Origin of the sequence: Massilia sp. IC2-278 (assembly GCF_020708045.1) — a bacterium.
Classification (GTDB): domain Bacteria; phylum Pseudomonadota; class Gammaproteobacteria; order Burkholderiales; family Burkholderiaceae_D; genus Telluria.
The window spans coordinates 60,961-82,821 of the sequence record NZ_JAJFES010000005.1 but is presented as its reverse complement, the minus strand read 5'-3'; the positions used below and the strand labels follow the sequence as shown (position 1 = coordinate 82,821).

Annotated in this window: 18 protein-coding genes; 7 read left to right on the top strand and 11 right to left on the bottom strand. The window is 64.9% G+C overall.

Annotation, left to right across the window (positions count from 1 at the left end; translation table 11 throughout):
- Nucleotides 1-20: 20 nt before the first annotated feature.
- Nucleotides 21-359, bottom strand: coding sequence for a zinc ribbon domain-containing protein YjdM (locus LK540_RS12165; RefSeq protein ID WP_229437564.1), 339 nt, complete (start codon nucleotides 357-359; stop codon nucleotides 21-23).
- Here LK540_RS12165 and LK540_RS12160 point away from each other — a divergent pair.
- The gene (locus LK540_RS12160; protein WP_229437563.1) at nucleotides 358-732 is read left to right on the top strand and encodes a hypothetical protein; all 375 of its coding nucleotides are present in this window, start codon (nucleotides 358-360) and stop codon (nucleotides 730-732) included. The two genes, LK540_RS12165 and LK540_RS12160, sit on opposite strands and share 2 nt — an antisense overlap.
- 33 nt (nucleotides 733-765) lie before the next feature.
- Here LK540_RS12160 and LK540_RS12155 read toward each other — a convergent pair whose 3' ends face one another.
- The 5 genes from LK540_RS12155 to LK540_RS12135 form a co-directional block, all read right to left on the bottom strand.
- A complete protein-coding gene (locus LK540_RS12155) occupies nucleotides 766-2,385 on the bottom strand; it encodes a methyl-accepting chemotaxis protein (RefSeq protein WP_229437562.1) in 1,620 nt (539 codons plus the stop codon).
- A 194-nt stretch (nucleotides 2,386-2,579) separates the two neighbouring features.
- A complete protein-coding gene (locus tag LK540_RS12150) occupies nucleotides 2,580-4,085 on the bottom strand; it encodes an acetyl-CoA hydrolase/transferase family protein (RefSeq protein WP_229437561.1) in 1,506 nt (501 codons plus the stop codon).
- Between the two features lie 30 nt (nucleotides 4,086-4,115).
- Nucleotides 4,116-5,039 carry a bestrophin family protein gene (locus tag LK540_RS12145; RefSeq protein WP_229437560.1) on the bottom strand — a complete coding sequence of 308 codons (924 nt, stop codon included), beginning with the start codon at nucleotides 5,037-5,039 and terminating at the stop codon, nucleotides 4,116-4,118.
- Between the two features lie 254 nt (nucleotides 5,040-5,293).
- The gene (locus LK540_RS12140) at nucleotides 5,294-5,878 is read right to left on the bottom strand and encodes a lipocalin family protein (RefSeq protein WP_229437559.1); all 585 of its coding nucleotides are present in this window, start codon (nucleotides 5,876-5,878) and stop codon (nucleotides 5,294-5,296) included.
- A 202-nt stretch (nucleotides 5,879-6,080) separates the two neighbouring features.
- A complete protein-coding gene (locus tag LK540_RS12135) occupies nucleotides 6,081-6,548 on the bottom strand; it encodes a host attachment protein (protein ID WP_229437558.1) in 468 nt (155 codons plus the stop codon).
- A 122-nt stretch (nucleotides 6,549-6,670) separates the two neighbouring features.
- On the opposite strand from LK540_RS12135, the gene LK540_RS12130 reads away from it, so the two are divergent.
- From LK540_RS12130 to LK540_RS12110, 5 genes are all read left to right on the top strand, one after another.
- Nucleotides 6,671-6,871, top strand: coding sequence for a DUF2905 domain-containing protein (locus LK540_RS12130; RefSeq protein WP_229437557.1), 201 nt, complete (start codon nucleotides 6,671-6,673; stop codon nucleotides 6,869-6,871).
- A 142-nt stretch (nucleotides 6,872-7,013) separates the two neighbouring features.
- Nucleotides 7,014-8,627 carry a PQQ-binding-like beta-propeller repeat protein gene (locus tag LK540_RS12125; RefSeq protein ID WP_229437556.1) on the top strand — a complete coding sequence of 538 codons (1,614 nt, stop codon included), beginning with the start codon at nucleotides 7,014-7,016 and terminating at the stop codon, nucleotides 8,625-8,627.
- Nucleotides 8,628-8,856: 229 nt separating this feature from the next.
- Complete coding sequence (locus LK540_RS12120) at nucleotides 8,857-11,517, top strand: TonB-dependent receptor (protein WP_229437555.1); 2,661 nt, start codon at nucleotides 8,857-8,859, stop codon at nucleotides 11,515-11,517.
- A 344-nt stretch (nucleotides 11,518-11,861) separates the two neighbouring features.
- Entirely contained in the window at nucleotides 11,862-14,330 is a 2,469-nt protein-coding gene (locus tag LK540_RS12115) for a family 20 glycosylhydrolase (RefSeq protein ID WP_229437554.1), read from the top strand.
- Nucleotides 14,323-15,642: an MFS transporter gene (locus tag LK540_RS12110; protein ID WP_229437553.1), complete on the top strand. Its 1,320-nt coding sequence runs from the start codon at nucleotides 14,323-14,325 to the stop codon at nucleotides 15,640-15,642. The genes LK540_RS12115 and LK540_RS12110 overlap by 8 nt, the downstream gene beginning before the upstream one ends.
- Nucleotides 15,643-15,720: 78 nt before the next feature.
- Here the strand turns inward: LK540_RS12110 and LK540_RS12105 are convergent, their stop codons facing one another.
- Both LK540_RS12105 and LK540_RS12100 read right to left on the bottom strand, forming a co-directional pair.
- The gene (locus LK540_RS12105) at nucleotides 15,721-16,182 is read right to left on the bottom strand and encodes a hypothetical protein (RefSeq protein ID WP_229437552.1); all 462 of its coding nucleotides are present in this window, start codon (nucleotides 16,180-16,182) and stop codon (nucleotides 15,721-15,723) included.
- A gap of 62 nt (nucleotides 16,183-16,244) precedes the next feature.
- Entirely contained in the window at nucleotides 16,245-18,551 is a 2,307-nt protein-coding gene (locus LK540_RS12100; protein WP_229437551.1) for a hypothetical protein, read from the bottom strand.
- Between the two features lie 360 nt (nucleotides 18,552-18,911).
- Between LK540_RS12100 and LK540_RS12095 the strand changes: the two genes are divergently transcribed.
- Nucleotides 18,912-19,358 (top strand): Rid family hydrolase, encoded by a 447-nt coding sequence (locus LK540_RS12095; protein WP_229437550.1) that lies wholly within the window; start codon nucleotides 18,912-18,914, stop codon nucleotides 19,356-19,358.
- Nucleotides 19,359-19,471: 113 nt separating this feature from the next.
- Here the strand turns inward: LK540_RS12095 and LK540_RS12090 are convergent, their stop codons facing one another.
- From LK540_RS12090 to LK540_RS12080, 3 genes are all read right to left on the bottom strand, one after another.
- On the bottom strand, nucleotides 19,472-20,323 hold the full coding sequence (locus tag LK540_RS12090; protein WP_229437787.1) for an IS3 family transposase: 852 nt from the start codon (nucleotides 20,321-20,323) through the stop codon (nucleotides 19,472-19,474).
- Nucleotides 20,324-20,334: 11 nt separating this feature from the next.
- Nucleotides 20,335-20,694 carry a transposase gene (locus LK540_RS12085; RefSeq protein ID WP_229437549.1) on the bottom strand — a complete coding sequence of 120 codons (360 nt, stop codon included), beginning with the start codon at nucleotides 20,692-20,694 and terminating at the stop codon, nucleotides 20,335-20,337.
- 82 nt (nucleotides 20,695-20,776) lie between these two features.
- Nucleotides 20,777-21,679 (bottom strand): AraC family transcriptional regulator, encoded by a 903-nt coding sequence (locus LK540_RS12080; protein WP_229437548.1) that lies wholly within the window; start codon nucleotides 21,677-21,679, stop codon nucleotides 20,777-20,779.
- Nucleotides 21,680-21,861: the final 182 nt, after the last annotated feature.

The window sequence follows — 21,861 nt, the reverse complement described above, 5'->3', positions numbered from 1 at the left end:
GGCCGTGATGGCCGCTTTTTTTATACCTTGCGCACGAACTCGGTTTTCAAACTCATGGCGCCGAAACCGTCGATCTTGCAATCGATGTCGTGGTCGGCGTCGACCAGGCGGATGTTCTTGACCTTGGTGCCCTGCTTGATGACGCCGCCCGAACCCTTCGGTTTCAGGTCCTTGATGACGGTGACGGTGTCGCCGTCTTGCAGCAGGTTGCCGGAAGCATCGCGCCAGACGCGCGCGGTCTCGGCGTTGGCATCAAGCGCTTGCGCCGGCCATTCGTGGCCGCATTCAGGGCAGACGAGGTTGGCGCCGTCTTCGTAGGTGTAGGCGGACTGGCAGGTGGGGCAGGGAGGCAGGGACATGGTGGGGCTCGAAGAGAAACCGCAAGTATACCGTGTGCTGCCTGCTTCAGCGGGATTGCCGGATCGGTCGATACGCAACCCGTACGGTGGGCACTCCGTGCCCACGCGGTTACGTGCGCATCCTTTTATTCGCGGCCGTGACGATTCGCCCCGAAACATCTCCATGTATGGAAACGCCAACGAGACGCATTTGGAGACGCTGGCAATACACATCTTTTTGCGGATCGAACAAACGCTAACAATGCTCACCGTTCCGCGTGGGCACTTCGTCTTCGAGGCCCCCGGCCTCAAAGACCCCACCGTACGGGCAGCGCCGCAGGCCCATATCAACCATCGTGGCCCAAAAAAAACGCCGGGCATCGCCCGGCGCTGAAGATTGCACCGGCCGCGCCGGTGCTGGCAAAACTCAAGCCTGCAGAGCCAGGCGCCCGACCGGCGCCGGTGCGCGCAGCGACTGCACCGCCGCCTGCACGGCGCGTTCCTCGAAGCGGAAGGTCGACACCAGCGCCGACAGCGCCTGCGCCTGTTCGCGCATCGCATCCGACGCCGCCGCCGCTTCTTCCACCAGGGCCGCGTTCTGCTGGGTCACCTGGTCCATCTGGGCGACGGCCTGGTTCACCTGCTCGATGCCCGAGGACTGCTCGGCGCTGGCCATGGCGATCTGCGACATGATGGCGGTGACGCGGCCGATGCTGTCGACGATTTCCTGCATCGTCGTGCCGGCATCCGACACCAGGCGGCTGCCTTCCTCGACCTTGTCGACCGAGTTGCCGATCAGTTCCTTGATCTCTTTCGCCGCGCCGGCCGAGCGCTGGGCCAGGTTACGCACTTCGGACGCCACGACCGCGAAGCCGCGGCCCTGTTCGCCAGCACGCGCCGCTTCGACGGCGGCGTTCAGCGCCAGGATGTTGGTCTGGAAGGCGATGCCGTCGATGACGCCGATGATGTCGACGATCTTCTTCGACGATTCGGTGATCGCATCCATGGTCTGTACCACGCGGCCGACGGTCTCGCCGCCGCGGCCGGCCACCTGCGAGGCGGTCTGCGCCAGGGCGTTCGCTTCACGGGCGTTGTCGGCGTTCTGGCGCACGGTCGAGGTCAGTTCTTCCATCGACGAGGCGGTTTCTTCCAGCGAGCTGGCCTGCTGCTCGGTACGCGAAGACAGTTCCAGGTTGCCGGCCGAGATCTGGTCGGCGGCTTCGGCGATGGTGCCGGTGCCGGCACGCACCTGGCTGACGATGTCGACCAGGTTGGCGTTCATGTCGCGCAGGGCGCCCATCAGCGCGCCGGTTTCGTTGCGGCCTTGCGCTTCGATGCGGCTGGTCAGGTCGCCCTTGGCCACGGTCTGGGCCACGCTCACCGCGGTTTCCAGCGGGGCCGAGATGCGGCGGCCGATCCACCAGGCGAAGCCGGCGCCGGCCAGCACGGCGGCAATCGCCAGGCTGATCTGCAGGCGCAGGCCGGACTGGAATTCGGCTTCGATGGTCTTGGCGTCGACGACGACGGCGTCCTGCTGGTACTTCACCATCGCGGCCAGGCTGGCGTTATACGACTTCACGCGCGGCACCATCTCGGTGTCGAGGAAGCGGCGCACACCTTCGATGTCGCCGGCGTCCTTCTTCGCGAGCGCAGACTTGCGCGCCACGCGGTAGGCGTCGCGTTCCTTGTCGACGTTGGCGAACAGGGCTTGCGCCTGCGGGTCGCCTTCGATGCTTTTCATGATGTCTTCGCGCAGGACGTCCGAACGCTTCGACGACACGCTGATGGCGTCGAGGAAGAACTTGGCGTCGCCTTCGTCGGTCAGCTTGATCGCGGCCAGGGTACGGGCGGCGTTGGTCTCGATGATGGCCTGCCATTCCTGCAGCATCGAGGCGCGGTAGAAGCTTTCCTCGGTCAGTTTCTTGGTCAGCGCGTCTGCCTTGTTCATCTGGCCGATGCCCAGGCCGACGAGGATCACCATCACAGCCAGGATCGCGCCGAAGCCGGCCATGAGGAGCGTACGTATTCTGAGATTGTCGATTTTCATGAAGAGTCTTGAATCGGAAAAGGGAGAAGTCGCCTCAGCGTCGTGAAAATTGCTGAGCGGAAATGAGCGCATTCTCGCAGGTTTGCCCTCGTAGGCAAGCCAGAATTATTTTTCCTTCAAGCAATCTTTTAGAAACGTGGCGTGATGTCCACGTTTCTTTAACAAATAAGCAGCTCTTTTGTCTTTAGGGCACGTTATGCTTCCGGCAGCATAGAGCCGGTGCGGCGGTAGCGTTCGTGCCAGGCAAAGACCTGCTCCAGCACGTGCGGAGTCTGGCCGCCGCGCGCCTGCGCTTCGCGCACGTAATCGCGCAGCATGTCCTGGTAGGGCGCCGGCACGCAATTGGCGATGATGACGGTCGCCCGTTCGCGCGGCGCCAGGCCGCGCAGGTCCGCCAGGCCCTGCTCGGTGACGATGATGTCGACGTCGTGCTCGGTGTGGTCCACATGCGAGACCATCGGCACGATCGACGACACCTTGCCGCCCTTGGCGATCGACTTGGTGGCGAAGATCGACAGGTAGGCGTTGCGCGCGAAGTCGCCCGAGCCGCCGATGCCGTTCATCATGTGGGTGCCGCCGACGTGGGTCGAGTTCACGTTGCCGTAGATGTCGGCTTCCAGCGCCGTGTTGATGGCGATGATGCCCAGGCGCCGGATCACTTCCGGATGGTTCGACACTTCCTGCGGGCGCAGCACCAGCCGGCTGGCATAGCGTTCGAGTTCGCCGAACACCTGCCGGCTCTTCTCGGGCGAGAGCGTAATCGAGGAGCCGGAAGCAAAGGCCAGCTTGCCGGCGTCGAACAGGTCGAAGGTCGAGTCCTGCAGCACTTCCGAGTACATGGTCAGGTTCTCGAAGGGGCTGTCGACAAAGCCTGCCATGACCGCATTCGCGATGGTGCCGATGCCGGCCTGCAGCGGCAGCAGGCTGTTGGTCAGGCGCCCGGCGGCGATCTCGCGGCCGAAGAAGTCGACCAGGTGGCGCGCGATGGCGGCTGTCTCGGCATCCGGCGGCAGCACGCTCGAGGTACTGTCGGGCTGGTTGGTGAGCACGATGGCGGCGATCTTCTCGGGCGGGATCTCGATGGCCGTGGTGCCGACACGGTCTTCGGCATGCATCAGCGGGATCGGCTCGCGCATCGGGCGCTTCTTTGGAATCCAGATGTCGTGCAGGCCTTCCAGCGCGGCCGGCTGCGCCAGGTTGATCTCGACGATCACCTTCTCGGCCAGGATCGCGAAGCTGGCGCTGTTGCCGACCGAAGTCGTCGGCACGATGGCGCCCGAGTCGAGGATGCGCACCGCCTCGATCACGGCCACGTCCACCGGACCCAGGTGGCCGGCACGCAGCACCTCGACGGTTTCGGACAGGTGCTGGTCGATGTACATCACTTCGCCGCGGTTGATCGCCGCGCGCAGCACCGGGTCGACCTGGAAGGGCGCACGGCGCGCCAGCGCGTGCGCTTCGGTGAGCAGTTTATCGGTGTCGTTGCCGAGCGAAGCGCCGGTGAGCAGGGTGATGCGCAGCGGTTCGCGCCGGGCGCGTTCGGCCAGCGCGGCCGGCACCAGCTTGACGTCGCCGGCGCGGGTGAAGCCGCTCATGCCGACGGTCATGCCGTCGCGGATATAGGTCGCGGCGTCGGCGGCGGAGGTGATGCGTTCGCGCAGCAGGGGACAGCCGATTCGGTCTTGGTATGCGTCGTTCATCGTTTCTTCTTGCAGGTTGCAGGACGGCCGCTAGCGCAGCCAGTTGTTGACCGGCAGCAGAGGCGGCGGCAGGTCGGGGTCGCCGAGCGCATCGCGCAGGTCGATTTCGATGGCGCGGCAGATGGCGTCGAGCGGCAAGTCGTTGGGCGACACGCCGAACGGTTCCTCGATCTCGTCGCCCAGCGCATCCAGGCCATAGAAGGTGTAGGCGACGATCGCCACCACCAGCGGCGTCATGTAGCCGATCGAATCGACCAGGCCGAACGGCAGCAGGAAGCAGTACAGGTAGGCGGTGCGGTGCAGCAGCAGCGTATACGAGAACGGCACCGGCGTGTTCTTGATGCGCTCGCACGAGGCGCCGGTGGCGACCATGGCCGAGACGGTGGCATCGAGCGTGACGGCGCGCATGCTGTCGAGCATGCCGGCGTGGCGGCAGCGCGCCAGGTCCGCGCCCATTTCCAGCATGATGGCGTTGCCGAGGTGAGGGCGATGACGCAGCGCGGCCCATTCGGCTTCGCTCAGGTGCCGCGCCACGTCCTCGCCGGGATCGCTGCGGCGCAAATTGTGGCGCAGAGCGTGGGCAAAGGCGACGGCGCGCCGGATCATGCGTTCGCGGATGTGCTCGTGGCCGGGCGCCGTGTCCACCAGGCTCAGGACCTCGCGCGAAAAATTCCGGCTGCGCAGCACCAGTTCGCCCCACAGCTTGCGGCCTTCCCAGTAGCGGTCGTAGGCCGAGTTGTTGCGGAAACCGAGGAAGATCGCCAGCGGCAGGCCCATCAGCGTGAACGGGATGATGGTGAGATGGACCTTGTGCTGCCACAGCTGGCCGTGGGTCCAGGTGACGATGACGGCCAGCAGGGTGGTGATGAACAGGCTTTTCCAGATGCTCGGCAGGATCGAGCCGCGCATGGTGAGGAAGAGGCGCAGGCCATTCGGGCGGTCGCGGACGATCATGCCGCCCCCTCGAATGTTGCGTGGGACAGGCTGCTACTGCAATCGTTCATGCTGGAAACCGCATCGTGGGCAAGGATGAATCTGCCGGCCGCGCGCCTGCCCGCGGCGTGCGTGCCGCGGCGTCCGGCAGCGGCTGGACGAAAAGACTATTCTGGCCGCTGGGAGGACGAAAACCTAATTCACATTTCCCATTCCAGATATTAATGGCGTGAATGTTTGCCTCGCAGTTAACACTGCGCGTGATGTTAGACTGCTTAGGCCGTTTCTTCCTGCGGCGTGTACACCAGCTTGCGCATGTCGAAACCCTGGCCCGACAGGCGCGCCAGCAGGGCGTCGAGCGCGCGCTTTTCCACCTGCGGCGTGCGCGACAAAATCCACAGGTAATCGCGCCCCGGTTCGCTGACGGCGGCCAGCTGGTAGTTGCGGTCGATGTCGATCACCCAGTAGTCGCCCCACACCGGTGGCAAAAAGGAGAGCAGGGCCGGCGCGAAGCGCACCTTCAGGCGCGGCGAGCCTTCCGGGCCGCACAGGCGCGCCACGCCGGTGGCGACGTCGGTGCCGCCGTCGTCCAGGCGGCAGCGGTTCTCGACCTTTACCCTGCCGCCCGGCATGGCGGTATAGGTGGCGGTGGTATTGCCGGCGCACTTGCGCTCGAAGCGGTTGGGGTAGCGGGCGATCTCGTACCAAGTGCCCATATAGCGTTCCAGGTCCAGGCTGCGCACGGGTTCCAGGTCGCTGGCGGCGGCCTTGCCGGCGGCATAGGCTTTCATGCCGACCACGGCGATGAGGGAGGCGAGCACGGTGCCCTTGACCAGGGTAGGGGCGAGACGACGGTTCATGGAGGATCCTCGTTAAAGCGGCGACTGCTCCATGGTAGCCCGACGAGGCGAACCCAGCCGCACGAATAGGGCGCAGGGCGCGAACCCATCAAATGAGATATGGCCCGGCGGTCATGCATCGCCGGACGCGGCAGTCTGGATGCCGATGTGCATCCAGACTGCAATGCGGGCAGGCCCATGGCGCTACCCGTGCGGCCAGGGGTCAGGCCTTTTGCTGGTGGGCGGCGATCTGCTCGCGCAGCTGGTGCGGTGCGACCTGGGTGTAGTCCTTGTCGAGCTCCACGGTGACCAGCTTGCTCACTTGCGGGTCGAGCATCTTGCGCAGCAGACCCAGGAACTGCGGCGCCGCAGCCAGGGTCAAACGGCTGTAGCGGTTTTGCTGGTGCCCCTGCAGCAGATAGTCGCACAGGCTGCGCGCAAACAATTCCGACTGGTGCTCGGCCGGGGTCTGGTGCGGCTCGTACTGCTTGTTCGGCGTGGCGCCGCCGGTATTGTGGATGCTCTGCGTGGCCGAGGTCGGGCCCAGGCGGTCGGTTTCCGTGTCCTGCGTGCGCAGGCGAACGGCGTCGTTGACCATGTCGTTGATTTCTTCGAGTTTGTCTGCGCCTTTTGCATCGGCAAAAATACGCGCGCGTCCAGTGTTCGCGGTGACGATCCAAGTTGCTTCCATAACACCTCCATCACTTGTCGATACGGTGAGATAAAGTCTACGCGAAATGCCAACAGCGGCGCGCGCGCCCTGTGCGGCATGCCGGTGTAGCATGCGCCGGTGGAATAATCGAAAGCCCCGACATGCAACGTTTGCTCATCCTTACCGGCCTCCTGATCCTCGCCGCCGGCCTCGCCTGGCCCTGGCTGAAACGCCTGCCATTCGGCCGCCTGCCCGGCGACATCCACATCGTGCGCGAGGGCTTCAGCTTTCATTTCCCGATCGTGACCTGCATCGCCGTATCGATCGTGATCACGCTGATTCTCTGGCTCTTCCGGCGCTGAGTCCGGTGCGTAGGGCTGTACCCAAGCTGCTACAGTGCAAGAAATTATTGCCTAAAAATAATTTCTTTTAAATATAATCCTGGTTCATTCATTTATCAGGATTGGTGCACATATGGTAGCAAGGACAGTAATCGCAGCGCTGTTGGGCGCTGCGCTACTTGGTGGTTGCGGCGGCGGCGGTTCCAGCAACAGCGGTTCGGGCGCACCGGTTGGCAGCGCACCGGCGCCGGTCAATCCGGCACCCACCGTGCCGACTCCTGCTCCGACGCCAACGCCAACGCCAACGCCGACGCCGACGCCGGTTCCGCCAACCTCGCGCATCACCGGCGGCTCCGGCCCCCTTGAGGTGGTGGCCGATGCGGGCAACCCGACATCGTTCGTCATCAGTGCAGGGGTCGAGGTGGCGCCGGGCGATACCCTGCACATGGCAGTGGTGGACAGTAAAGGACTGGTCGCGTCGCGTGGCCCAGGGGTCTTCAATGGGCGCGACGAGTTCAACACCGACATGTACACGGTACGCTCGCTGGCAAGCGGCGAGCACGAAACCACGCTTGAACTGCGTGTTTGCCGTGATGATCCGGCCGTATGCAACACTCCCGTCGCCGGTTCACCCTGGCGTGTCGGCCTGAAGATCAAGGCTGGCATTCCAGGCAAACTGACCACGCTGGAACCGATGCCTGGACTCCAGGCCTGGAGCACTTATGGCGCCAATGCCGCCCGTAATGCGTACGTTCCCGCGACGTTCAACGCTGCCTCGTTCACGCTTCGCTGGAGTTTGCCGCGGGACGGCGCCACGGCCGCCTACCCACCAGTGCTCGACAATGGCAGGGTCTTCCTCACGCGCAGGACTGGAAATGGAATATGGGAGGTGGTGGCGATTGACGAGGCCAATGGCGAAACCTTATGGCGTACCAGCTTCCCCGATGTCGGTACCCTGAATCCATCTGCAGCTGCCCACGGCAGCCTGTATTTCACCTCGGTCTCCGCTACGCAGAATTACCTGTGGGTGATCAGCCAGATCAATGGGCAACTGATGCTCAAGGCGCCTATCCAGTCTTCCTCGGTCTGGCAGCGCTTTGCACCGGCAGTGTCGGGTAACAACGTGTACACCGGCATCGGCAATGGCGGGCTGTTGAAGTTCAACGCACAGACCAACGAGATCGAGTGGACCAGGAGCGTCACTGCGCAGTTCGGTGATTGGACGACGGCAGTCGATGGCAGTCATGCGTATGTCTATTCCGGGGACAGCCTGTATGCGGTCAACACCGCCGATGGCAGCACCGCTTTCAAGGTCATCGACCCCGATGCCAATGCCCTCTCCAGCTCGACGGAAACGCCAGTCGTTGGTGGCGGAAAGGTGTTCGTCAACAAGTTCAGCCGCCTGGTTGCCTTCGATCTGCAAACCCGTACCCGTGCCTGGGCCAGGCCCACCGGTCAAGTTCCATTAGCCGTGTTGGGCAAGGACAGCCTGTATGCCATGAGCGAAGGTGGCAGGCTCGAAGCGCTCGATCCGGCCACAGGCAAGCTGCTGTGGCAGGCTACGTACAAGACCATCTCCAGCGACATTTTCCGCCGGTTGGTCGTCAGCGATAACCTGGCTTTCCTGGTCGGCGAGTATGCTACGGTCGCGCTCGACCTTGCCACCCATCAGCCGGTGTGGACCTACCCGCGGGGTGGCGATCCGGTCATTTCCAGCCAGGGCGTACTCTATATCCTGACCCAGGATGGCAGGCTCGATGCCATCAACCTGCGCTGATCCGCGCAACGCGCTGCATGACGCCACCTCCGGGTGGCGTTTTTTTTGCGCGCCGCCTTTACCACGCCGGCATGTCCAGAATGTGACAGCGCCTCACGCTGAGCAAGATTTGACAAACACGGCCTATCAACTCGCGACACAATGCCGTCCATACACACCGCAGAGGCGCCCAGCGCCCACCGCATTCGAGACCGGGTTGGATCGAAACCACGATTGTTTTGGAGAGAACATGAACGAGTTGATGGCACGGCATAATCACAAGCACACCGCGATCGCGGCCGCAGTCATGATCCTGGCGATGGGCACCGCACTGCAGGCGCAGGCGCAGGCCCAGCAAACCGACACGCCACAGGAAGGCGGCATGCAGACGGTGGTCGTCACCGGCGTGCGCGCCGCGCTGGAACAGTCGCTGCGCCAGAAGCGCAATGCCGACTCGGTGGTCGAAGTCGTCACCGCCGAGGACATCGGCAAGATGCCCGACAAGAACGTGGCCGACGCCATCCAGCGCCTGCCCGGCGTGAACACGCAGTCGTCGGCGGGCGGCGAGGGCGGCTTCGGCGAGAACGACCGCGTCAGCCTGCGCGGCACCAGCCCCAGCCTGCAGCAGACCCTGTTCAACGGCCACGCCATCAGCACCGGCGACTGGTTCCTGCTGAACCAGATCGGCGGCAACGTCGGCCGTTCCAGCAGCTTTTCCTTGCTGCCGTCGGAACTGGTCGGTTCGATCGTGGTGCAGAAGAGCGCCACCGCCGACCTGGTCGAAGGCGGCGTCTCCGGCGCCATCAACGTCATCACGCGCCGCCCGCTCGACTTCCGCCAGCCGCTCACCTTCGAAGCCTCGGCCCAGGCCAACTACAACGACTTGTCCAGCAAGACCAAGCCGCATGTCTCGGCCCTGGTGGCGATGAAGAACGAGGCGGGCACCGCCGGCTTCCTGCTGCAGGGCTTCTCGGAAAAGGCCGCGGTGCGGCGCGATGGCCAGGAAATCCTCGGCTACACCCCGATCAGCGCCACCAGCGCGGCAGCGGTGGCCAACCCGGCGCTGGCCGGCGTGCTGGTGCCTACTTTTATTGGCGCTTCGCTGTTCGAGCAGACCAAGAAGCGCAGCGGCGGCGCCTTCGACGTGGAGTTCCGTCCGTCGCGCGGCGTGTCGTTCGACGTGAATGGCTTCTATTCGGAGCTGAAGGCCGGCCACCAGAACACCAACTGGCTGGCCGCGCCCGCCAATTCCATCAACACGGCCAACCAGATTCCGCAGAACCCGGTCGTGCGCAACGGCACCCTGGTCGGCGCCGGCTTCGCGGTAAACAACGGCGAAGTCGACAACATCTACCGCCCGGACGCCGGCGGCGAATCCTGGTACCTCGACGTCAACGGCAAGTTCAAGGTCAACGACGACCTGAGCCTGTCCGGCCGGCTGGGCAGGACCCACGGCGTGGGCTACGACCGCAACGACGTCTATTACCAGAACAACGTCGACGGCGGCATGGTGTATGCGCTGAACGGCCTGTCGCCGGCCACCGTGAGCTACCCGGGTGGGAACACCGCGGCGCCGGGTTCCACCGCCTGGGCCGGCGGCGGCGAAGCGCAGTCGGTGGACCAGGAAAAGTATGCGCAGGTCGACGGCGAATGGCGCCTGCGCGACGGCATGTTCGGCGCGCTGCGCTTCGGCGCCCGCGTGACCGACCACGAGCGCACCGCCGAGCACCCGCTGGAAACGCGTCCGGGCCCGCTCGGCTTCAGCAACCCGGGCCCGGCCTGGAGCGGCCAGATGTACCCGTCCGACTTCGCGAACGACCTGGGCGGCAACCTGTCCTCGAACTATTTTAAATACGACGGCGCGGCCCTCGGCGCCTGGGGTGCGGTGCCGGGCAACCGCCTGCTCGACTACACGCTGCGCCACAACTGGATGGACGAATTCCGCGTCGGCGAAAAGACCGCCGCGCTGTACGGCATGCTGGAAGCGGGCGGCGACGGCTGGAGCGGCAACATCGGCCTGCGCGCCGTGCAGACGAAGCAGACCACGGTCGTGAACCTGCCCGGCGGCCCGAACCCGGTGACGGGTTCCGCCTTCGGCCCCTACACGCCGACCACCTTCAAGCGCACCTACCGCGACTACCTGCCGAGCGCGAACGTGAAGTTCGACGTGCGCCCCGACCTGGTCGTGCGCGCCGCCGTGGCCAAGACCATGGCGCGCCCGGACTACTCGGCGCTGGGCGGCTCGGTGTCGCTGAACGACGACGCCCTGAGCGGCAGCGGCGGCAACGTGAATCTCGACCCGGTCCGCTCGACCAACTTCGACGTCTCGGCCGAATGGTATTACGCGCCGAAGGCGGCGCTGTCGGCCGGCCTGTTCTACATGGACCTGCGCTCGATCGTGGCGCAGGGCACCAGCACCGGCACCTACTACAACAACAAGCGCAGCGCGCCGGCCGAGTACCAGATCACCTCGCCGTTCAACACGGGCGGCAAGAACAAGGGCATCGAGTTGAGCTGGCAGCAGCCGCTGTACGACAACTTCGGCTTCCTGGCCAACTACACCTGGGCCGACGGCGAGCTCGATGACGGCGGCGAACTGCTGAACTCCTCGAAGCGCACCTACAACCTGACCGGCTACTTCGAGAACGAACGCTTCAGCGCACGCCTGGCCTACAGCTTCCGCTCGGCGTATAAAGCCGGCGTGGACCGCGGCGCCAGCCAGCACGTGGACGACATGCCGTCGCTGGCGGCCTCGGTGAACGTCAAGCTCACCGAGCAGCTGACCCTGACCTTCGATGCGCTCAACCTCACCGACGAGACCATCAAGATGTATGCCGAGAACAAGGAAAGGCCGCGCGCGTTTTATGCGAACGGGCGGACTTTCTTCCTGGGGCTGCGCGGGAAGCTCTGATGTCGGGTCCTGAGTCTCCGGGGCGTTTTGGGCAAGGCCGGCGGCCTTGCTCTTTTTTCGGACGATGAGGGACCGCTGCGCGATTCTTCCACTTGCGTGACAACGTAGGGTGGGCACTCCGTGCCCACGCGGAACGTCGATCATTGTTTGCGCCTGTGCTCGACGATGACGATGCGACTTGTCGGCGTCCCTAAAGCGTCCCGCTAACGCCTCGTTCCATCGCTGACGTCTCGGAGCGAATCAGAGCCGCCACCTACTCCGGCCCAACACGTAACCGCGTGGGCACGGAGTGCCCACCGTACGGGACGCACCTCGGCCATTTTCATGCCTTACCAAGGAACACAATGCCGATCACACATCCAGGCACGGCGCCCATTGCCATCGAATGGGAATGCCTGAGCAACTTCGCCGGCAACGGCATCTTCGAGGCGCGCCTGAACCTGCGCAACGTCTGCGGCAAACCGATCGCCCCCGGCTGGCAACTGTTCTTCAACGCCTGCCGCAAGGTGATCCCGGACAGCGTCAGCACCGGCTTCGCCATCGACCACGTGAACGGCGACCTGTTCCGCCTCACCGCCGTGGCCGACAAGGCATGGGCCGCGGACGAAGCCTTCGACATCACCTACCATGCCCAGTTCTGGGTCATCAGCCTCACCGACGCGCCGCTCGGCTTCTACCTGTTGTCGGAGGAGGATGGCGTCATCGCACTCGGCGACCCGCGCATCCTGCCCTTCGCCCGCGTCGAACAGCGCATGCGCCACGTCGAAGACCGGGTGCCGACCGCGAACGCCGCCCAGCGCCATGCCGACAACGCAGCCCTGCACCTGCTGCCCGAAGAGGAGGTCGGCCGCATCACGCCGCGCCCGGTCTCGGCGCGCTTTGGCGCCGGCACATGCAAGCTCGGACCCGGCACGGCAATCGTCCATGGTCCGGAACTCGCCAACGAGGCGGCCTTCCTGCGCACGCTGCTGGACAGCCTGCCCGCAAGCGGAACGAACGGCGCGCAGGTCCGGTTCGAGACCGGCCCCGTCACCCTGGAGGCGCCAGGCGCCGAAGCCTACCAGCTCGACATCGGCGCCGACCAGGTCGTATTGCGCGGCGCCTCCGCCCATGGCGTCTTCAACGCCATCCAAACCCTGCGCCAGCTGCTGGACGAAGACGGCAGCCTGCCATATGGCCGCGTGCTCGACGCCCCGCGCTTCGCCTACCGCGGCATGATGCTCGACGTGGCGCGCCATTTCGCCAGTGTCGATACGGTGCTGCGCCTGCTCGACTGCATGGCCGCCTATAAGCTGAACCGCTTCCACTTCCACCTTACCGACGACGAAGGCTGGCGCCTGCCGATCACCGCGTTGCCTGAACTGACCGAGGTCGGCGCACGGCGCGGCGTCAGTCCGGACGGGAGCCCCTGCCTGCCGCCATCCTTCGGTTCCGGCGCCGACATCGACAGCTCGCCCGGCACCGGCCACTACAAGCACGACGAATTCATCGCCATCCTGCGCCACGCCCATGCGCGCCACATCGAGGTGATCCCCGAGTTCAACATGCCCGGCCACGCGCGCGCCGCGGTGATGGCGATGCGCGTGCGCCACGACCGCCTGCTGGCTGCCGGAGACTTTGAAGGCGCCTGGGCTTACCGCCTCGACGATCCCGACGACACATCAAGCTATGAATCCGTGCAGCTCTGGCACGACAACGTGATCTGCATCGCGCTGCCCTCGGTAGACCGCTTCATCGACACCGTGGTCGGCGAGGTGAAAGCTTTGTTCCGCCAGGCCGGCGTGCCGCTGCGCGCCATCCACACCGGCGGCGACGAAGTGCCGAACGGCGCCTGGATCGGTTCGCCTCTGTGCCGCGCGCGCATGCTAGAACAGGGCTGGAGCGACGTCGCGCAATTGCGCTTCGATTTCGTGGCGCGCTGCCGCGCGATCCTGGCGCACCACGGCCTGGCCTTTGCCGGCTGGGACGACACCGCGCTCACCCACGACACCGGCGGCGCCCCCGCGCCCGAGCCGCGCTTTGCCGGACCGGACTTCCACGCCTATGTGTGGAACAACGCCTGGGGTTCGGGCCAGGAAGACATCGCCTACCGCCTGGCGAATGCCGGCTACAGCGTAGTGCTGTCGAACGCGGCGAATCTCTACTTCGACCTGGCCTGCGCCAAGGACCCGGAAGAACCCGGCTACTACTGGGCCGGCTTCGTCGGCCTGCGCCAGGCCTTTGCCTTCTGTCCGCTCGACCAGGGCGCCGTGCCGGCGCGCGACCCGATGGGCCGGCGCGTGCCCGAGGCGCTGCTGGCGGGCCTGGAGCAACTCGATGGCGGACGCATCGCCGGCCTGCAGGGCCAGCTCTGGAGCGAGAACGCGCATTCGCGCGCACGCATCGAATACATGATCGCGCCGCGCCTGCTGGCCCTGGCCGAACGCGCCTGGAGTCCGGACCCGGGCTGGCGCCTGGTCGCCGATCCGATCGAACGCGCGGCGCGCATCGACGCCGACTGGAACGAGTTCGCCAACCGCCTGGGCCGGCGCGAGCTGCCGCGCCTGGACCGCGCGCCGCTGGCCTGGGCCTACCGCCTGCCGCCGCCGGGTGTGCGGCTGGAGGACGGCCGTATCCACGCCAACGTGGCGCTGCCCGGCCTGGCGCTGCGCTACAGCTTCGACGGCAGCGCGCCGAATGCGGCCAGCCCGCTCTACAGCGCACCGTTGAGCATTGCGCCAGATGCGCGTACATTCAGCATCGCCAGCTTCGACACGCGCGGCCGCAGCAGCCGCGTTGCCACCATCGCCTTGAAGGACGCATCCGATGCATGAGGTTTCCACCGCCGCCGCCGCCGTCGGCACGACGAAGCCGCCCGCCGCGCGCCATCCGCTGGCCTGGGTGCCGACCTTGTACCTGGCGCAGGGCTTGCCGTTCTACGCAGTGGCGCTGATCGCCGGCCTGATGTTCAAGAGCATGGGCGTGCCGAACGAGCAGATCGCCCGCTGGACCGGGCTGCTCGGCTTTGCCTGGGTGTTCAAGGCGCTGTGGAGTCCCTTCCTGGAACTGGCGCGCAGCAAGAAGCGCGCGGTCGTCACCTTCCAGCTGCTGGGCGGGGCAGGGCTGGCATCGGTGGCGCTGGCGCTGCAGCTGCCGGGCTGGTTCGCGCTGTGCATCGCGCTGCTGGCGGTGGTGTCGCTGGCATCGGCCACCCACGACATCGCAGCCGACGGCCTGTACATCGCCAGCCTGAGCGCCAAACAGCAGGCCGCCTACGCCGGCTGGCAGGGCGCCTTTTTCAATGCGGCGAAATTCCTGTCGCTGGGCGGGCTGGTGATCCTGGCCGGCTACCTGGAAAAGCGCATCGGCATCGCACCTGCCTGGACCGTGGTGTTCGCATTGCTCGGCGCCGCGCTGGTGGCACTGGGGGCGTACCACACCTGGGCGCTGCCGGGCACGCTCACGGTGCGCACCGCCCAGACCGATTCGCTGGGCAGCATCGCGGCCACGCTGGTCGATGTGATCCGCGCCTTCTTTGCCAAGAAGGGCATCTGGCTCGGCATCCTCTTCATCATCCTGTTCCGCGCCAGCGAAGGCCAGATCCAGACCATCGGCCCGCTGTTCCTGCGCGACGCCCGCGCCGTTGGCGGCCTGGGCCTGAGCACGGCCGAAGTCGGGGCGGTGTACGGCACCGCCGGCACGGTCGCCTTTTTGGTCGGTAGTATCGCCGGCGGCTACTTCACGTCCTGGCTGGGTTTGCGGCGCGCGATGCCGTGGCTGATCCTGGCAATGAATTTGCCGAACCTGGTGTTCTGGTATTTAAGCGCCGCGCAGCCCGAGTCCCTGCCGCTGATCGCCACCGCGCTCGGTGTGGAGATGTTCGGCTACGGCTTCGGCTTCGTCGGCATCATCCTGTTCATCATGCAGGTGATCGCCAGCGGCCCCTATCAAACCGCACACTACGCGCTCGGCAGCGGTTTCATGCAGCTGGGCTTCGTGCTGTTCAAGATGGTCAGCGGCGATATCCAGCAGGCGCTGGGGTATCGCCACTTCTTCCTGTGGGTGCTGGCGTGTGCGGTGCCGGTGCTGGTGCTGACGCGCTTCGTGCGGCTGGAGGCTGAAACCAACAGCCAGGGTCAGGTCTGACATCCGGACACGAGCTCGGCCGTCATGGCCAGCCCGGGACTTGCTGCCTATCGGGTCTGGCGGATATGCGGGCCCATACTATTTCGCCGATCTCAGGATGCGTTGCAAGCGCCGCGTATGGCGTTCGACTGCTTTCCAATCCCATTCGTCGGGACTGTGCCATTCCGGATGGGTCGCGCTCCAGGTTTGCGCACGGGTTGCCGAATTCGACGAGATATGCGACGGGACAGGCTGCCCGGGTCCGTGCAGCTGGACCGAAATCAAGCCCCAGCCTTCCCAGGTATAGCGGAAATGTCGCTCGGGACTTTCCGGACGGGTCAGGTTGATCCGTTTCGGGATGGGCGCGCCAAGCATGTCCGGGTACGTGACAAACAGAAAAACGTGTCCCCGCGGTTGCGCCATCTGGCGCTGCATGAAGGTGGCCAGCGCTTCTGCCGAAGAAAAGACCAGTGCTTCCTGCCCCGGTTCGGAATAGGCTTCGGTCACGAACGGGTTGGGCTTCGCGAATATGCCCGCGGTTAATGCGTCTGTTACCGACATGGCAGGGAGTCCTGTATTCATTGCATGCTGAAAGCGTGGGCGCCTTGCGATCGTTTCGGACATCAATCCATTAACCAGTGCCTGTCCTTGGACCAACCGAGCAAGCAGCTCTTGTCGTCGGGTACGGCGCCGTCGGCAGCCATCTCCAGCCCCTCGAGCGCAGGACGGAAGCGCCGTTGCCATTCCTGGGGCAGGCGCGCCTGGCATTCGCCGGCCCAGCCCAGGAATGCCTGGACTTCCTGCGCAGGCAGCAGGGACAGGAAGAAGACCATTTGCCGCCATGCGTAAGCCGTGTTCTTCACACGAATCAGCTGGCCGTGCCAATCGTCCAGCCGCATCTGGTGGCGCGCGCAGATCCACTTGAAGCATGACCGGGCCATGTCTTGCAAGCGCCCTTGCAGTGCCTCTCGCAGGTCCAGCCGGACAATGAGCGCCGCCAGGTTTTGCGTGGTCAGGATCTGCTGCTGTTCGATGATCATGCCATTCGTGGCTGGCCGCCAGCTGCCTGGGGCCACGCCCGCGCGCATCGCGCAGAGACCGGCAAAGTCCGGGCCTGTCGGTTTCGACCGCCAGGGCCAGCCGACCGCGCCAGTGGACGGTCGCGCACGATCCAGACGGGCGATGGCGTCGTAGTCGATCCCGTAATAAGCCGCATACAGCGAGCCGCGCAGCAGCGTTCCCGCAAGCTGGGCGGCTTCGAGGAACTTGGGAGAAAACTCGCCCATGAAGATATCGGCCGCCAGTTCGTCGACTAGCGGCATGTCGATGCCGGCGCTCGCCGCCAGCGCGCCCAGTTCGCGCACCAGCTTGTTGGGGAGGATCGCATGGGGGAAGGATTCCAGCGCCAGCAGGGCAGTTGCCTCGAGCGCCTGGCGCGCGGCGGTGCGGCTGGGCAGGTTCTGGTCGCGCAGCCGGTCGATCGCGGCGACCCAGGGCAGCTCGTCGATCCGCACCTGGCTTTGCAGGTTCAGCAGCAACAGGGAGCGGCGGCGCCGGAACGCACGGTAGACCGCCGCGTACAGCCCGCGCAGCGCCGGATCGGCAATACCCAGGCTGCGCAAACTCGCAGTCATTTGCGGCAGCACGCCGGCAAGCACGTCGCCGGAGGCGATCAGTCCGCGGCGCACCAGCAGGTCGGTGGTCTCGTTCAGGCAGCGCTCGATCTTGCGCGCGATCTGCCGTGGGATGGCTGTTCCCGGCGGCACCGCGGCGCTGCTTTCCTCGACCGAGACGGGCTGCCGGAGCGGTTCGGTATTGTCGAGACCTTCCGCGGCAGGGTAGGCTTCCAGGCGCCGTTCGACGATCCGCGCGATGTCCTTGTGCAGCGGCGCGCGGACGGCATCCAGCTGGCGGCGGCGGTAGGCCAGGCTGGACGGCGCAAATGGCATGCCGCGCTTGTCGATACTGCACTTGAGGATATGCCGCAGACGTCCCAGCTCGCGGCTGGTGAACGTATCGAACGATGCCGCGCCCTGCCGCAGGAAATCGTGCAACTGGACGTAGTGGCTGCCACGCTTGCGGTACTTCGAGGGAACGTCGCCGGCTGCGTACAGCAGCGCATAGTCGGCCAACAAGGCGGTGGCACGCGTCGACCAATCCGGCGGACGGCGTTGGCAGGGCCAGAAGTCGTCGCCCAGGGTGTCGGCGAACAGGGCGATTGCCCGGTCGTGCAGCGGCGCCCAGGCCTCGGCCGCCAGCTTTTGCGCGGCAACGCCCCGGTTGGGGCGGATGGCGGCAATCTGCCTGCGCACGGCGCCCACGTCCTGCACGTGCACGCGCGCACCAAAGTGATGGGGGCGATCGCCGGGGACCGGATAGAAACGCAGCGTCGACAGGTAGGGAGCGATGGCCTCCACGATGTCGCCGGCAGCGTCGCCATGTCCGTTGGCCGCCAGCCATGCAACGGCAAGCAGGGCGCCTTCCTCGGGCACCTGGACGTCGTAATGGTCGGCGTGCAGCCAGGCGAGGAGTTCGGCCATCCCGGCATCGGTCAGGAAGTAGGTATTGAGCGCGAGCCGTTCCGTCGCCCCGCCGGCCGCAGAAATCCGTTCGAGCAGCTGCTGTTCGTATGGCTGCAGCGGACCGCCCGCCAGGAGGTGGCCGGTTGCGAATCCGCCCCGCACGACTTCCAGCGTCGCCCAGGCCGGCACGCTGTCGATGGGCGTGCGCGATCCGTAGTCGGCGCTGCGCGCAAACAGGTGGCCGAGGACCTGCTCCCAGGACGCAACGCGCATCCTGGCGCGCTCCCGGGTCGCGGGATCGGTGCTGGCCATGCTGGCCGTCAGCGCCTTGGCAAGCTGGACGGCGGCAAACCCGCTGCCGACGCCGGATTGTTTGCCTGTCGTGTCGTCATGCATTCGTTCGGTCACCGAGTCTCCTGTCGATATGGGGCCGGGGGCTGGATTCGAACCAGCGCCATCTCGGTCCAAGCCGAGCGTTCGTCCGCTGAACTTCCCCGGAATTGCCATGGTCCTGCATGCAGGGCATGATAACGTGATCTGCCGGGAAGCCAAAGGCGGACCAAAGGCAGAGCCCGTGTCTCGATGACAAACCTGACCCTCGTTGTTCTATCGGGTGCCAATGCCGGTGCTGGTGTTGACGCGCTTCGTACGACTGGAGCCTGAGGGAGCGGGCGAAGCCGGGTAGTCCTGGACCCTATCGAATGGCTGGTGGAAGCCGCGCAGGGAAGCGATATGCTGACCGGTATCTATCCATCCAGAGGAAATGCCATGTCTGCCACCCATCAACTGCAAAAGAAAATCGTGAACTTCGGCGTCGCGTGGGAAGGCCTGTTCGGCTATGTCCAGGGCGTGCAGGTCAAGGACACGATCTACCTGTCCGGCCAGCTCAGCCACGACAAGGACGGCGCCCTGGTTGCGCCGGCGGACCTGGACGGGGCAGGAAAGCCCATGGACTTCAGCCAGATGGAAGAACAGATCCGCCAGACCTACCGCAATGCCATCGCCCTGCTCGCCGAATTCGGCGCCACGCTCGATGACGTCGTCGAGGAAACGCTGTATGTGCTGGACGTGGATTCGGCCTTTACCGCGGGCGGCAAGGTGAGGAAGGAAGTGTACGGGACCGACCAGCCGCAATGCGCCAGCAATATCATCGGTGTGACACGGCTCGCTTTTCCTGCGCAGTTGGTGGAAATCACCTTCCGCGCCGTGGTGTAAACGACGCGGGCCAGATTGAGGCAACATGCTGCAGGATGGAAGAGCGGTCAGCTTGTTAGGGCAGAGCCCGTGTCCGAATGTCAGACCTGAGGTGATCCGGATATCCTGGACAGTTATTTAGGCACACGGTATGCAGCGTCGACGGCGGCAGGCGTTTGGTAGCCCAAGGTCTGATGTAAGCGCCGCGTATTGTAGTACTTCTCGATGTAATCACCGACCACGGCCTTGCCTTCGTCCCTTGATGCAAAGAGGCGGTCGTACATCACTTCGTTTTTGAGGTTTGAGAAGAAACTTTCTGCGACAGCGTTATCCCAACAATTGCCCTTGCGGCTCATGCTTGGCCGCACGCTGTTTGCTTGCAGCAAATCACGGTAATCGCTCGATGCATAAACGCTGCCCTGATCACTATGGAAGATCAGTCCAGCTTCAGGTTTTCGCTGCACCAGTGCCATGTTCAATGCTGCCATGGGTAACGTCGTAGCTTGCGTAGTGTCCGTTGACCACCCCACCACACGACGGGCATACAGATCGATCACGATAGCCAGATGCAGCCAGCCTTCCTTGGTGCGCATGGCTGTCATGTCGCCTACCCAGATCGTGTTCGGGGCGCTGACGTTGAAGCCGCGCTTGACCAGGTTCTCCGCTGGCGGCTGCACGCGCTGCATGGCGGCGGCGGCACGAAAGCGCCTGGTGCGGGACGATTGAATGTTCTCCAGCTTGCGCAGCCTTCTTACCCGGTGCTTGCCGCATTCGATGCCTTCGGCCTGGAGCAAACGCCACATCTTGATCACCCCAGGCGCCCAACGATGCGCTGCATTGAGTCTGACAATATGTGCACGCAATGCAAGGTCTTCCTGGCTATGCACGCTTGGCCTGGCCTTCTTCTGCGCGTAGTACAGGCTACGGCTGACATCGAGCTCGCGGCACAAGGATTTCACCGGATACTCGCTACAGTGCTTGTCTATGAATGCGTACTTTACTTCTTTAGGCGAGTTAAGTACGCATCGAACTTTTTTAGGATTTCGAGCTCCTGTTCGGCTTTGGCCAATTTCAGGCGTAACTGCTCGACTTCACTGAGCTCGCTTGTAGGTGGCCTGCCCGGTGAACGCAGCTTCTTGTCCGGCGCCTGCTTCTCGACCTTGTCGGCCCATTTGTAGAGCAGATTACGTCGTATGCCCAGCTCGACGGCGAGATCGGTGGCGCTTTGCTCGCCAGAGCGTAACCGTGCTACGGCCTGGCGCTTGAACTCGTCGGAAAAGGTGGCCCGCTGTTTAGGTGTCGAGTCCGATGAAGCGGGAACGATCTCCCGCTTCGATGGCAACTGCTTATTTGTCATGTAAATCCTCCAGGGACATATTGTCCACTATTTGGATGTCCATGAATCCCGGACCCTCTCAACCTGACCCCGGCTGTTGGTTTCAGCGCTTTTTGACGGGCAAGGCCAGCCAGCCTTGCCATTTGCCGGCGCCATCGCGTTCGACTTTCTGGATATGCGGCCGCGTGCTGTCCAGCCGCCAGAACGCCTGCTTGTCGAGCCAGTCCTCGTACATGAAGCGGAAACGCGGCCAGTCGCCGCAAAAGTCGAGGATGGCATACGAACCCGCCGGCAGCACGCGCAGCCCGAGCGTCGGGTCGGGCCTGGTATCGCCGCCAAAGCCGAAGTCGTAGCAGTATTCGCGCTCGCCGGTGAACCCGGGGTCTTCGTCGAACACGCCATACCAGGCGGTGGCGCGCGTCGCGTCGCCATTGCCCTCGCGCTCGCAGATGAAGTTGTTACAGGCGATCGACAGCGCCGCGCCCGACTGCCCGAAGAAACGCTGGTAGCGCAGCGTGACGGCCGGCAGCGCCTGCACGCGGATGCGCGTCGCCACGCTCCCGGGTTCGGGCGGGCAGTAGGGCGCCAGGATCACGTCCAGGTTGTCGGGCTCGGCGACAAAGAAGCTGACGTCGCTTTCGCGCCCGACCTGCTGGTCCATGTAGGTGCGCCAGCCGCCTTCGCGCCAGGCCTTGGCCGACATCGCGAACTGCTGCTTGAAGGCCTTGGCAAAGGCCGCGTTCGAGGGAAAGCCGCAATCCTGGGCGATGTGCAGCACCGGCACGTCGGGTTCGTGGCGTAGCAGGTGGGCGGCGCGGCGCAGGCGGCGCTTGCGCTGGTATTCCACTGCCGAAAAGCCGGTCAGCTCGCGGAAGATGCGGTCGAAGTGGAAAGAGGAATAGCTGGCCGAGGCGGCGAGGTTCTTCAGCGCCAGCGGGTCGCCCACCGAGTCGAGCATCAGGTCCATCACCTCGTACAGGCGCGAGACGCGCGAGGTCGGCTTCATCGCACGGCCCCATGCCCACCGCGAAGGCAGGCTGTCGGCGCCGCGGCGCAGGCTGGCAGGTGACGGGACGAAAGGCGCATCGGGGCGGCCACGGATGAAATTCTATTCATTATGGCTTAGAAAACGTGCAATAGCGAAATATCGAGCTGCCGCGCCGGCACAGGCTTGGCAGGAATGCGACA